Genomic DNA, 13,650 nt, shown 5'->3' on the forward strand with positions numbered 1-13,650 from the left:
ATTCCCATTTCCTCGTTTGTAAATCATTCAGCGAAGGCCCCGTCTCCTAAGAAGATTAGGGATATAGTATTCAGTGTGAAAAATAGAGTCTTGTCGCTTTAGTTTTAAAATTTCGACAAAAAAGTTATAATAGAAAAAAAGTGAATGCAGCTCAAAGGGCATTTGCAGTTGAAAGAAGGGAGCATATATGGGATTTCCCAAAGAAGGAGAAAAAGTACAAATACATAGTTATAAACATAATGGCTCCATTCATAGAATGTGGGAAGAGACAACAATTTTAAAAGGGACACAGAGCCTTGTGATCGGAGCAAATGATCGTACAGTAGTGACAGAATCAGATGGTCGAACATGGATTACTCGTGAACCAGCAATTTGTTATTTTCATGCAAACTATTGGTTTAATGTGATTGGGATGCTAAGGGAAGAGGGAGTATACTATTATTGTAATTTAGGCTCACCTTTTGCATATGATTCTGAAGCATTAAAGTACATTGATTATGATTTAGATATTAAAGTATATCCAGACATGACATATACGCTTTTAGATGAAGATGAGTATGAAAAGCATAGTCAAATTATGCAGTATCCACCTGTTATTGATACTATTTTAAAACGAAATGTAGCACAATTAACACAATGGATTCATCAAAGAAAAGGGCCATTTGCGCCAGATTTTGTAGATATGTGGTATGAAAGATATTTAATGTACAGAAATTAAAACAAACCTGCAGGGGATTCCCCGGCAGGTTTGTCCTATTAGAGGGGGGATTATGTGCAAGGTATAAAAAGATATTTGCAATTTGTTAAACCATATCGATGGCTTATTGCTATTACGATTATGATTGGTCTAGTTAAATTCGGTATTCCGCTTATTATGCCGTGGTTATTAAAATATATTATCGATGATGTAATTCAAGGCGGAGGGTCACTTCAAGATAAAACATCCCAATTAGTAACAGCCGTTGGGATTGCTTTTTTTATTTTTGCAGTAGTAAGACCGCCAATTGAATATTATCGTCAATATTTCGCACAGCGTATCGCAAATACAATACTATATGATTTACGAAAACATATTTTTGGTCATTTACAAAAGTTGAGTTTACGCTATTATTCGAATACAAAGACAGGGGAGCTTATTTCACGTGTAATCCATGATGTAGAACAAACAAAGGATTTTGTAATTACTGGTTTGATGAATGTTTGGCTAGATACGGCAACAATTGCTATTGCTATTATTGTTATGTTGTCTATGAATATAAAATTGACATTTGTTGCGCTATTAATTTTACCTATTTATGTAGTGGCAGTGAAATATTTTTTCGGACGTCTTCGAAAATTGACGAAAGAGCGTTCACAAGCGTTAGCAACGATGCAAGGGTATTTACATGAACGTATTCAAGGGATGCAAGTGACACGTAGCTTTGCATTAGAGGAGTATGAGGGTAAGCAGTTTGAAAAAAGAAATAATGAATTTTTGACGAAAGCATTAACGCATACGAGTTGGACTGCAAGGACATTTTCAGCAGTGAATACGTTAACCGATTTAGGCCCGTTACTGGTGATCGGTTTTGCAGCATATGAAGTAATTCAGGGGCGGTTAACATTAGGGACTATGGTTGCCTTTGTTGGATATATGGATAGTTTGTATAGTCCGCTTCGCCGCCTTGTTAATTCCTCCACAACATTAACACAGTCTTTCGCATCGATGGATCGAGTGTTTGAATTGTTAGATGAAAAATACGATATTGTCAATGTGCCAAGTGCAGTACAAACGACAAAATTAAATGGTGAAGTGATATTTGATAATGTATCTTTTCGTTACAACTCGGATGAAAAAGAGATATTACATAATCTTTCGTTAACTATGTTGCCAGGAGAGAAGATAGCACTTGTAGGAGCAAGTGGGGGAGGGAAGTCATCTCTTGCTAGTTTAATCCCACGTTTCTATGATGTTTCTTCAGGTGCAGTTTATGTAGATGGGATAGATGTTAGAAAGTATGATATGAGAAATTTACGTAGTCATATTGGAATTGTACTGCAAGATAATTTGTTATTTAGTGATACAATCGGGGCAAATATTTTATATGGAAATCCGAAAGCTACAAAGGAAGAAGTGATTGCAGCTGCCAAAGCTGCGCAAATTCATAATTTTATTATAGAGTTACCTGATGGCTATGATACTGTCGTTGGGGAACGCGGTGTGAAGTTATCTGGTGGGCAAAGGCAACGTGTAGCGATTGCAAGAGTGTTTCTAAAGAATCCATCGTTACTTATATTAGATGAGGCGACTTCCGCTTTAGATTTAGAAAATGAACGGTATATTCAAGAGGCGCTTCAGACGTTAGCTGCTGATCGGACGACGATCGTAATCGCACATCGATTGGCGACGATTACACATGTGGATACGATTATTTACATTGAAGATGGTGAAATTAAAGAAACAGGTTCTCATGAAGAGTTAATGAAAAAAAGAGGGTTTTATTACAATTTATATCAACTTCAACATATAACAGAAACAGCTCCTTTAGCGTAAAAGGAGCTGTTTTCTTTATTCGTCTTCTTTTTTATCTTCGATTTGGAGTTCTGCTTCTGGTTTATGGTATGTGTAGAAGCTATCCACAAGTAAATCTAAATGCTCTACTTCTTCACTATAGTTAATAATGGCAGAAATAAGAGGGAAGAGGTGTAGCCATGTTTTATAAGCTTCCTCATCGTCCTTGTTTTGATAATCCATAAAGATATCAATTAATTCTTGTTTACCTGTTTCAACTTCATCAAGCATTTCAACGGATTGTTGTTTTTTTGCTTTACCAATAAATTTTAATAAAACTTGTTCATGGTAATGGGTTAATGAGTCAAGTTCGTTTTGGATAGATTCCTGAAATTCTTCTGGCATATAGCGCAGTTCATTTTCAGTACGGTGTAATGATTTCAACGTACTTAAAGCACGGCTTGTCGTCGCTAACATTTGTCTGAATAAAACGAGCTTACGAATTTTTGCGAACTTTACTTTTTTCGTGTAGCTTCTTTCTTCTTTATACAGCAAATAGTAATGGTTTAGTTTGATCATCTTTTCTTTCATACGATCAATATCAGTTTTTAGCGTTGTAAAATCAGAAGCTTGCCTGCTATTCATTCGAATCCATTTTACAATTTCTTCTGTATTATCAACGATACGATGATATAATTTTGTTTCGTATTTTGGCGGCATAAAAACTAAATTTACAAGTGAAGCCGCAATAATTCCAATCATAATCGTCGCAAAGCGAAGTAAGGCAAAACTAAAGAAATCGTCGCCCTGATACTCCATAATGGCGATAACTGTTACTAAAGCAATTGATATTGTGTTTTCTAATCGTAATTGTAACGTAAGCGCAATTACTAATATACATGTTAATCCAATAATAAAAGGATTATGTCCAAAAGCAGTAGCAAATACGATAGCGAATACCGCACCAATGACGTTTGCTTGAATTTGCTCAAGAGCTGTTAAATACGAGCGGTATACAGACGGTTGAACAGCAAATATAGCTGAGATTCCCGCGAATACTGGACTCGGTAATTGAAGTAAAATACAAGCAAATAAAGCTAATGTGATGGCAATACCCGTTTTTAAAATGCGAGCACCAAGTTTCATACCCTTAATAAGATCCTTTCTCTTGTCATAATGAATGTACAACATGATACTATACATTCATTACAATATGTTAGCAAGTGATATTTTAGTGACGTTAATAAGAAATTAAGATTCATTTTATACTTTTTCCTAATTCTTTTTAAACATCAATTTTTAGTGAAAAAACCTGCTGAATTTCAGCAGGTTTCAAATTGTTACTATAGATTACTATGAGAAGTGTACTTCGTCAATTTTTTCTTGAAAATGAAAAGTTGGTATATCACTCTGTGGAGATAGATGGATCAGCCTGCTCTTTTTTCGGGATAATTTCAAAAAACAGTTGCTGCATATCATCGAGTAACGGTGTTAATAAAGCAACTTCCTCGTATTGCTCATGTTCATTTAATACACGAATGTAATCCAGCAATAACTCAGTCACATCTTGCACGCCGTTTTTACTAATTGGTTGTAATGTAACATTGGCCCCTTTTGCGATTCTTCTTTTTAAGGCGTGTTCTGTTAAACCCGAGCTTGAATCATGACGTAAATAAACAACACCACCAGTCATACCAGCACAAATCCATGGACCAGGATCCCCTAAAACAAGCGCTCGCCCATTTGTCATATATTCAAAAGCGAAACCTTTAATATTAGAGTATACACCTATATTCCCTTGCTCTTTTTCACGGAGTGGCTTTGTCATTCGCCCTCCAATTATCATGTCTGCTCCAGAGAGGCGAATGCCAGCGCGAGCATCAGCGTTACCTTGAACGTATAGCGATCCTTTTTGTGCACCGTACCCAAAACCTTTTCCGACAGAACCGTTATAATATATGCCGTCTTTTCCTTTTGCTTTCGTTATATAAATACCACCACCAAAGGAGGTTTTACCAATACCATCTTGTGCACCGCCATTTACGTGTATAAATAAGTTCTCACTATTATAAGCACCTAATCCATTTCCAGGAATAGAGCCATTCGTATACTTTAATGTAAGTGGTTCAAGTTTCGTGTCTTCATATAATTTACTACGAACGCGATAGCAAGATTCTAGCCCACCCATAACGCGTTGCTCTACGCCAACGCCTACTAATTCTTTTGAATGAGGGGAATGAACTGTTTCAAATTGTTTTTCCGGTACGTATTCTGTTTTTGTAACAGATGGGTGTTCTATCGTTTGTAGTAAATTACATAAATTTAATAAATTTTCGCCTCGAACTTGTTCTAATAAATCGGAACGTCCGACAATTTCTTGTAAATTTGCATAACCAAGATTTCCTGTTAATCGTTTTAGTTCTACGCCAAAAGTGGTGAATAAATGTAATAATCCAGCAACGGCGCTTTCTAATTCGCGCGGGACGAAGCGGCGTAATCCGTGTTCTTTCGCCTGAGCTTCAGACTCAATTTGTGTTGCAATTCCAACGTGACAAGTATCTAGATGACATCCGCGGCAAGTTGTACAGCCGATTGCAATCATGGATAATGTACCAAACCCAATACGGTTTGCTCCAAGGAGCATGATTTTCAAGGCATCATTAACACTTCGAATACCACCGTCAGCCCAAATTTCTACTTTATGTCTCATATTTGCTTCTAATAAAGCATTGTGAGCGGCTTTCACACCAATTTCTACAGGAAGCCCTACATGTTGCAATGCGTGAATACGTGCAGCACCTGTACCACCATCAAATCCGCTAATGTTAATAAAGTCAGCACCAGCTTTTGCGATACCGACAGCAATTGTTCCAATGTTAGGGACGACAGGGACCTTTACAGCTACTTTCGCAAGTTGATTAGCCGTTTTAATTTCTGTAATCATTTGAGCTAAATCTTCAATGGAATAAATATCATGGTTGTTAGAAGGTGAAATTAAATCTGAGCCAATTGTAGCATTACGTGCTTCAGCGATTTTTGCTGTTACTTTTGAACCAGGCAAATGTCCACCTTCACCAGGCTTTGCGCCTTGCCCGATTTTTATTTCAATTAAGTTTGATGAATTTAGTAGTTCGGCGTTTACGCCAAATCGCCCAGATGCAACTTGTTGTCCACGTGTATGTGGATATTTTCCAATCATATCTTTAATTTCGCCGCCTTCACCGTTTAAACTAATCATATTTAGCTGATCGGCCGCTTCTGCATATGCACGGAAGGCAACTTCATTTTGAGAACCGAATGACATGGAACTAATAATAAATGGTAAATCATGATTTTGAATGCTGATGGACACTTCTTCAGTTGGAACTATATGTTTTGTTTGTTTCGTTTGAACAAGGTGTCTAATTGCGATTGGATTATTTTCTTCTAATTCACTTAACTTGTCACGGTAATCATCATAAGAGTTTCCTTTTGCGACATCGCCGATTGCTTTCCAAATTCGCGGGAATATATGAAAAGATTTTCGCATTCTAACTTTAGGATTGTTATAATCATCCGCTCGCAATTGTGCATCTTCAGCAAGTGATTCAAGCGAAAAAGCTAAATCATTTGAACCGAAGAAATTCGTAATTTGTAATATATTTGCAATTTCCTCATGTAATCCGATAGAAGAATAGAGGCGACCGTAACCACGTAATTCATGAATTCCAATTGTTGAAATGACTTTTTCTAGTCCTTTATTAAGAGCAGTATACAAATTCGTAATTGGCGTTTTTGTTCCATCATTTACGGTTGCAAATAATAAATATGGATTCATACCATCTGCTCCTAATCCATACAGTGTGACGATATCATGTAAGGAGCGAAGGGCACCAGAACGTATAACGAGAGAGCAGTTTCGGCGTAATTTATTTTCGCTTAATACTTGATGTACTTTAGCGGTAACTAAATGCGGATCAATCCATAACTGTTCATTTAGATGAGCGTTGGCATCGTCTATTAATAGTAGGGAAGCTCCATCGTTCACGGCCTTTATCGCTTCAGAACTAATTCGATTTAAGGCGCATTGTAAAGTTTCTGTCGGGCTGAATGTAGCAGAGATTGTAGCGATAGAGCTATGAGTATTGAATAGCTGTATAAGTTGTTCGTACGTAATTGTGTGTAATTCCTCTGTAATAGATTGTGCTACACTTCCTTCTAAAATAATGGGGGAAAGCATCTCAACTACAAATGGCTGTTTAGCTCTGCTTAATAAACTTGGGCGCTCTCCAAGTATCGTTCGTGTGGAGAAGTGTTCGACCTCTCGATCACGATCGATTGCTGGATTTGTAACAACGGCTACACTTTCCTTAATGAAGTCAGCGATATTTCGTCTATCAGTATCGAGTGCTGCAAGTGGTGAGTCATGCCCAAGTGAGCGAATTGGCTCAACGCCTTTTGTTGCCATCTGTTCAAGAAGCTGAATATGCTCTCGATCCCACCCGAAAGAAACGTACTGTTTCGTTTCAACTTGAACAGAATCACATAATCCTTGGATTTCTTTCGTTTCAGGGATAGATAAGTTTAAATGATAATTGCTAACATCGATTCGTTTTTGGAAACGATTATATACTTCAATTTGGTATTTGTCGTATTCATAAAGAACAAGTTCATCTTGTTCATTCCACTTTAGACCGACTTTTTCTCCAGGAGCGAGTGGTTTCGGTTCTGCTACATATTCAGTTGGTGATACAACTCCAGGTTCAGAAGAGAAAACATAAGAACTCGCTGTCTCTACTTTCCATACTGGTCGTAGTCCAAGGGAATCAACGCTGAAAACAGCCTCATCTTTATAACGTGAAATAATACCAGCTGGACCTTGCGCAAAATGGCCCCAAGCTTCACGTATATACGTATATAAATCTTGTAAATGCGGTTCATAAAGTTTAATTTCATTAATAATTGGTGGGAATAGTATATCCATTGCTTCAAATAAACCGTAGTCGTATTGAACAAGTAGAGTTTCTAGGGTGCGGTTTAAATCTTGGGAGTCACTCCCCCCAACAGTAAGTGGAACATGAATCATGTCAGCTTGATCGCGTAATTTTGCAATTGTGTTAATTTCACCATTATGTCCGAGAACGCTAAATGGTTGTACACGAAAAAAATTAGATAATGTATTAGTAGAATAGCGGTTATGTCCTAGTGTCATAGTTGAAGCGATAAGTGGATGTTGTAAATCATTGTAATAGGCAACAAGTGTATCCCCAGCGCCTAGAACTTTATATACAACATGGTCACGACTTAATGAGGCAACATGAATCGCTTCGTTTTCCTCTATTTTTATCGTTACTGAAAATAATGTTTGCTCAATATTTTCAACTTTATTTTCTGCGATAAGAGCAACTTGCCAAAATAAAGGTTCTTCCTGTTTACCAAGTGGACCGAGTGCATCGGAATTTATTACATCATCACTTTCAAAAATAATAGTAAAACTTTCGTCATTTAATTGCGTACGAATATGATTTTTTAAATTAACGATATTTGCGTTTTTGTTTAGAAAAAAATGTCCAACGATAAAGTGGGGATGATCCACAATCGTTGGATTGTATCCGTTATTTTTCAGCTTTTCATTCCAAAGTGCTTTTGGGACATCAATGTGAATTCCGATACCATCTCCTTCACCATTAATGAAACCAGCTCGATGATTCATTTTGACAAGTGATTGTATGCAAAGGTCAATGTTTTCTTTTGTAGGAATTTTTCGTTTCTCCATAACGGAAACGATTCCACACGCATCATGTTCTGCATTTTTATAATCTCGAAATAAAGACGGTGTCCATGTATTTGTTTTATTGAGCATCCGTCAATCCCCCCTCTTATTGAAGTTTGAATAATCTTACTATTCAAGGCGTGAGCAGCCTTATATACAAGGATAGTAAGGATATAAAAGAAAATTAAACAGATAATTATGAATAATTATACTATTAATGAGGGATTTATGAAATAGAAAAAAGGAAAAAAGAAAGATGTGCTTTCTTTTTTCCTTTTAATAACGGGATTATTTATTATCCGCTAAAGCAGCAAATGCTCTGCCTACAGCTTCGATTGTATATTCAATATCTTCTTTTGTATGTTCTGTCGTTAAGAACCATGCCTCGTATTTAGAAGGTGCTAAGTTAACTCCTTCTTGAAGCATAAGCTTGAAGAATTTACCGAACATTTCACCGTCTGTATCTTGTGCTGCATCGTAATCTTCAATTGTATTTGTTGTGAAGTATACAGTTAAAGCACCTTTTAGACGGTTTAATGTAATATCAATATTATGTTTTGTAGCTTGCTCTAAAATTCCTTTTTCAAGCATTGCACCAAGTTCATCTAATTTCTCATAAAGCCCTTCTTCTTGAAGAACTTCTAGACAAGCAATACCAGATGCCATAGAAGCAGGATTTCCTGCCATTGTACCAGCTTGATATGCAGGTCCAAGAGGGGCAACTTGTTCCATAATTTCTTTCTTACCACCGTAAGCACCGATTGGAAGTCCACCGCCAATAACTTTACCAAGCGCTGTTAAGTCTGGTGTTACGCCAAGTAAGTCTTGAGCACCACCGTACATGAAGCGGAAAGCAGTAATAACTTCATCATAAATTACTAGTGCACCAGCTTCATGAACAAGTTCATTTACTTTCTCAAGGAAGCCAGGTTTTGGCTCTACAATACCGAAGTTTCCAACAATCGGTTCTACAAGGATAGCTGCTACTTCATGTCCCCATTTATCTAATGCTTCTTTTAAAGTTTCTACATTATTAAATGGAACGGTAATAACTTCTTGTGCGATACTTTGTGGTACACCAGCTGAGTCAGGAATTCCTAGAGTAGAAGGACCAGATCCAGCTGCTACAAGTACTAAATCAGAATGACCGTGGTAACAACCAGCGAATTTCATAATTTTTGTGCGGCCTGTGTAAGCACGAGCGACACGGATTGTTGTCATTACTGCTTCAGTACCAGAGTTTACGAATCGGACTTTATCTAATGCAGGCATTGCTTCTTTTAACATTTTTGCAAATTTTACTTCTAGTGCTGTTGGTGTTCCGTAAAGTACACCATTTTCAGCAGCTGTTGTAATTGCTTTTGTAATGTGCGGGTGAGCATGTCCAGTAATAATAGGACCGTATGCTGCTAAATAATCGATATATTTATTTCCGTCTACATCCCAGAAATAAGCACCTTTTCCACGTTCCATAGCAACAGGAGCGCCGCCGCCAACTGCTTTAAAAGAACGAGAAGGACTATTAACTCCGCCAACGATATGTTCTAAAGCTTCTTTATGTAATGCTTCTGATTTTGTGAATTTCACTACAATTCATCTCCTTACAAAAATCTATGTATTATTCTAACATGTTTTTCGAAAAGACGTATTGTTTGTGATAGAGAAGGCAGTTGGGTAAACTATTCGTTGTGACATTTAGGAAGGGGGTCCGGTTATGAAATCGGTAATTGAGGTACAAGGGTTACGTAAAGAGTTTACAGCCTATTCAAGTCGTCCGGGTTTAAAGGGTGCATTTCGCGATTTATTAAATCGTAATTATAAAATAGTACCAGCAGTAAATGATGTATCTTTTACTGTGAAACAAGGTGAAATGGTTGGGTATATTGGTGAGAATGGTGCCGGTAAATCAACGACAATTAAAATGCTTACTGGGATTTTGACTCCGACATCAGGAGAGATTTTAGTAAATGGGATGAATCCGCATAAGCAGAGAGAAGAATTCGTAAGAACAATTGGTGTTGTTTTCGGTCAACGCTCACAACTTTGGTGGGATATTGCTGTACAAGAATCTTTTCGTTTATTAAAAAAAGTGTACGGTGTATCAGACGCTCAGTATAAAGAGCATATGGAACACGTGATTGAAACGTTAGATATTGGTCCTTTATTAGATAAGCCAGTTCGAAAGTTATCTCTAGGTCAAAGAATGCGTTGTGAATTAGCGGCAGCATTAATTCATAATCCACCGTTATTATTTTTAGATGAACCAACAATTGGGTTAGATGTTCTTGTGAAATTGAAAATACGTGAATTTTTAAAAGAAATGAATGAACGTTATAAAACAACAATTTTATTAACAACCCATGATATTACTGATATTGAAGCTTTATGTGAGCGCGTTATCATGCTGGATGAAGGAAATATTATGTATGACGGTTCTTTAAATAATCTTCGTACGCAGTGGGGAGCAGAGAAGGAAATACATTTTCAATTTATTGCACCAGTTTCCTATCAGGCGTTATCAATGGTTATGCCAGATAGTCACGTCGTTTGGTCGAAAGCGAAAGAGGAAAACGCGTGGGTTGCAAAAATACCGAATGAAGAAGTTATCATTTCAATGCTTATTTCTAAAGTAGTACAAGCATTTCAAATTAAAGATTTAAAAATTAACGAAGTGTCTACAGAGGAAATTATTCGTAACATTTATGAAGAGGGTATTAAACATGGGTAAGTACATTGAAATGATTCGAATTCGCTTTTTAATGATGCTTGCGTATCGTACAAACTATTATAGCGGGATTTTAATTTATACAATTAATATCGGCGCGTATTATTTTTTATGGCAAGCAATTTATAGTGGAAAAGAGAATATTGAAAGTTTATCTATTTCGCAAATGACTACGTATATCGCAATTGCGTGGATGGCACGTGCCTTTTATTTTAATAATATAGACAGGGAAATTGCGATGGAAATTCAAGAAGGACGTGTAGCGGTAGAACTGATTCGTCCATATAACTATTTAGGAATGAAAGTGATGCAAGGTCTTGGTGAAGGAATATTTCGTTTTGCCTTCTTTTCAATTCCAGGTATGGTTATTGTTACCTTATTATTTTCATTGCAAATTACTACGAATTTTCAAACGTGGTTATATTTCTTCTTATCTTTAATATTTAGCTTTATTATTAATACACAAATTAATTTAATGACGGGAATGCTCACGTTCTTCCTATTTAATAATAGTGGAATTATGTATGCAAAACGTGTTGTTATTGATTTATTTTCAGGTCTATTATTACCAATTAGTTTTTATCCGTTATGGGCCCAAAAGGCAATGATATTTTTACCGTTTCAGGCTATTAGTTATATTCCGAGTATGATTTTTTCAGAAGGTATACAAGGAAGTAAATTGTATGAGGCATTATTATTCCAAGTAATTTGGGCAATTGTACTTATTATTCCAATTGTACTCATGTGGAGAACGGCGAGAAAACGTCTAATTGTACAAGGGGGATGATGAGATGATATATATAAACCTATTTTTGCAATATGCAAGCCAATATATAAAAACAAAATTGGAGTATCGGGGCGATTTTATCGTTGGATTACTTTCTGATTTAGCACTACAGGCTGTTAATTTAATCTTTATTCTCGTTGTGTTTGGGCATACACAAGCATTGAAAGGCTGGAGTAGAGAAGAAGTAATCTTTATTTATGGTTTCTTTTTAGTACCGTTTGCCATATTCTCAGCTTTCTTTAACATATGGGACTTTAATGATCGTTATATTATTAAAGGAGAAATGGATCGTATATTAACGAGACCGATTCATAGTTTATTTCAAATTATATTAGAAAGAATGGAACTTGAATCTTTAATTGGAGCCATTACAGGAATGATTGTAATGGGCTACGCAGCAGTGGAGCTGCAATTATCTTTTTACTGGTACGATTTCTTCTTATTCTTACTGATGGTAGGAGGAGGAGCACTTGTATATGGAGGGATATTTGTTACGCTTGCGAGCCTTGGTTTTTGGTCGGATGCGAAAAGTTCAATTATGCCGCTAATGTATAACATAGGTAACTATGGCCGCTATCCTGTTAACATTTATAACCGTGTGATTCGCTTCATTTTAACGTTTGTTTTACCATTTGCGTTTGTCGGAGTGTATCCAGCAGCATACTTTTTAAGAAAAACAGAGTGGAATAGCTATGCATTTGCAACACCACTCGTTGGTGTTATCTGTTTTATGATTGCAATTACTCTTTGGAATCAAGGGGTAAAAAGGTATCGTGGTGCTGGGAATTAATTATAGAAGCTTGTTTGTTTCTAAGGGATAAATCCAGTGGCTGCCTCATACATATAAAATGAGGTGGAGGACATGTTATGGGGATTTATTCTATTAATTGCAGCAATTGCTATTTTGAGAAGTGTCCAATTGTTATGGAGTTCATATTCAGATTCTAGGCGTTTCTTTTCGCTTTATAATTTAGCCTCCTTATTTTTAATTTATACAACGGTATTGATTGCGTTTGGGTTAAGTTATGTTGTATTAGAAGAAATGGGTTTTGCGGTTTTGAAAGAAGATGGAGAAAGCTTGCATGCCCAATCTTTTCAACTTGTAGAAATTTGCTTATATTTTAGCGCAGTTACTTTATTGTCCGTTGGGTACGGTGATATAGCTCCGATTGGAATAGGGAGATGGATTGCGATTGCAGAAGCGCTAATTGGATATACATTACCGTTTGCTTTTGTAATGAGGTCTGTAATAGACAATGAAAAATAAGATAGCATTTGATATAGTAAAAGAAAAGAGTAGGAGTGATAACAATGATTACAGTAGGAGAAATGGCTCCAGAATTTACAATAGAGGGAAGTAACGGGGAACAAGTTCGCTTAGCTGATTTTCGTGGTAAAAATGTAGTGCTATATTTTTATCCGAAAGATATGACTCCAGGGTGTACAACTGAAGCATGTGATTTTCGAGATGCATATGGATTATTTCAAGAGAAAGATACAGTTATTCTTGGTGTAAGTCCTGATTCAGCGAACAGACATCTGAAATTCATTGAGAAGCATGAGCTTCCATTTGTACTTTTAGTAGATGAAGATCATAAGGTAGCAGAATTGTACGATGTTTGGAAATTGAAAAAGAACTTTGGAAAAGAGTACATGGGAATCGAGCGTTCTACATTCCTTATTAATAAAGACGGTGAGCTTGTAAAAGAATGGCGTAAAGTGAAAGTGAAAGGACATATTGAGGATGTTCTTTCTTATATAAAGTAAATTCATTGTGGAGATAAATATATAGAAGTAAGGCGAGTGTCTATACATATTTTATCGTCTTACATAAAGTGAAGTGTAGGGCATACCTCCTCAGATGATAGTATTCCAAGTGCGATTATGTCGCACTT

General features: G+C 36.4%; 10 protein-coding genes. 7 read left to right on the forward strand and 3 right to left on the reverse strand.

Features of this window, described 5'->3' with window-relative positions:
• Positions 1-187: 187 nt before the first annotated feature.
• Both ntdP and J0835_RS02670 read left to right on the forward strand, forming a co-directional pair.
• Positions 188-718: a nucleoside tri-diphosphate phosphatase gene (gene ntdP / locus J0835_RS02665; protein ID WP_000506626.1), complete on the forward strand. Its 531-nt coding sequence runs from the start codon at positions 188-190 to the stop codon at positions 716-718.
• 54 nt (positions 719-772) lie between these two features.
• Positions 773-2,533: an ABC transporter ATP-binding protein gene (locus J0835_RS02670; RefSeq protein WP_087979346.1), complete on the forward strand. Its 1,761-nt coding sequence runs from the start codon at positions 773-775 to the stop codon at positions 2,531-2,533.
• Positions 2,534-2,548: 15 nt separating this feature from the next.
• On the opposite strand, the gene J0835_RS02675 is transcribed toward J0835_RS02670, so the two are convergent.
• From J0835_RS02675 to hemL, 3 genes are all read right to left on the reverse strand, one after another.
• Entirely contained in the window at positions 2,549-3,637 is a 1,089-nt protein-coding gene (locus J0835_RS02675) for an aromatic acid exporter family protein (protein WP_000765792.1), read from the reverse strand.
• A gap of 259 nt (positions 3,638-3,896) precedes the next feature.
• Positions 3,897-8,333, reverse strand: a complete 4,437-nt coding sequence (locus J0835_RS02680) for a glutamate synthase-related protein (protein ID WP_087979347.1) — start codon at positions 8,331-8,333, stop codon at positions 3,897-3,899.
• Positions 8,334-8,531: 198 nt separating this feature from the next.
• Positions 8,532-9,830: a glutamate-1-semialdehyde-2,1-aminomutase gene (hemL, locus tag J0835_RS02685; RefSeq protein WP_131933278.1), complete on the reverse strand. Its 1,299-nt coding sequence runs from the start codon at positions 9,828-9,830 to the stop codon at positions 8,532-8,534.
• Positions 9,831-9,957: 127 nt separating this feature from the next.
• Between hemL and J0835_RS02690 the strand changes: the two genes are divergently transcribed.
• The 5 genes from J0835_RS02690 (at position 9,958) to bcp (ending at position 13,522) form a co-directional block, all read left to right on the forward strand.
• Positions 9,958-10,971 carry an ABC transporter ATP-binding protein gene (locus tag J0835_RS02690; RefSeq protein WP_000843649.1) on the forward strand — a complete coding sequence of 338 codons (1,014 nt, stop codon included), beginning with the start codon at positions 9,958-9,960 and terminating at the stop codon, positions 10,969-10,971.
• Entirely contained in the window at positions 10,964-11,755 is a 792-nt protein-coding gene (locus J0835_RS02695; protein WP_087979349.1) for an ABC transporter permease, read from the forward strand. The genes J0835_RS02690 and J0835_RS02695 overlap by 8 nt, the downstream gene beginning before the upstream one ends.
• A 4-nt stretch (positions 11,756-11,759) precedes the next feature.
• Complete coding sequence (locus J0835_RS02700; protein ID WP_087979350.1) at positions 11,760-12,545, forward strand: ABC transporter permease; 786 nt, start codon at positions 11,760-11,762, stop codon at positions 12,543-12,545.
• A gap of 72 nt (positions 12,546-12,617) precedes the next feature.
• Entirely contained in the window at positions 12,618-13,022 is a 405-nt protein-coding gene (locus J0835_RS02705; protein WP_000964347.1) for a potassium channel family protein, read from the forward strand.
• A 44-nt stretch (positions 13,023-13,066) separates the two neighbouring features.
• Entirely contained in the window at positions 13,067-13,522 is a 456-nt protein-coding gene (gene bcp, locus J0835_RS02710; protein ID WP_000633708.1) for a thioredoxin-dependent thiol peroxidase, read from the forward strand.
• Positions 13,523-13,650 lie beyond the last annotated feature (128 nt).

Origin of the sequence: Bacillus cereus group sp. Sample62 (assembly GCF_036851315.1) — a bacterium.
Classification (GTDB): Bacteria; Bacillota; Bacilli; order Bacillales; family Bacillaceae_G; genus Bacillus_A; species Bacillus_A wiedmannii.

What these genes read in the sequence shown, in the direction of transcription:
- ntdP (WP_000506626.1), top strand. Translation starts at nt 188, where the DNA reads ATGGGATTTCCCAAAGAAGGAGAAAAAGTACAAATACATAGTTATAAA.
- J0835_RS02675 (WP_000765792.1), bottom strand. Translation starts at nt 3,637, where the DNA reads ATGAAACTTGGTGCTCGCATTTTAAAAACGGGTATTGCCATCACATTA.
- J0835_RS02680 (WP_087979347.1), bottom strand. Translation starts at nt 8,333, where the DNA reads ATGCTCAATAAAACAAATACATGGACACCGTCTTTATTTCGAGATTAT.
- J0835_RS02690 (WP_000843649.1), top strand. Translation starts at nt 9,958, where the DNA reads ATGAAATCGGTAATTGAGGTACAAGGGTTACGTAAAGAGTTTACAGCC.
- J0835_RS02695 (WP_087979349.1), top strand. Translation starts at nt 10,964, where the DNA reads ATGGGTAAGTACATTGAAATGATTCGAATTCGCTTTTTAATGATGCTT.
- J0835_RS02700 (WP_087979350.1), top strand. Translation starts at nt 11,760, where the DNA reads ATGATATATATAAACCTATTTTTGCAATATGCAAGCCAATATATAAAA.
- J0835_RS02705 (WP_000964347.1), top strand. Translation starts at nt 12,618, where the DNA reads ATGTTATGGGGATTTATTCTATTAATTGCAGCAATTGCTATTTTGAGA.
- bcp (WP_000633708.1), top strand. Translation starts at nt 13,067, where the DNA reads ATGATTACAGTAGGAGAAATGGCTCCAGAATTTACAATAGAGGGAAGT.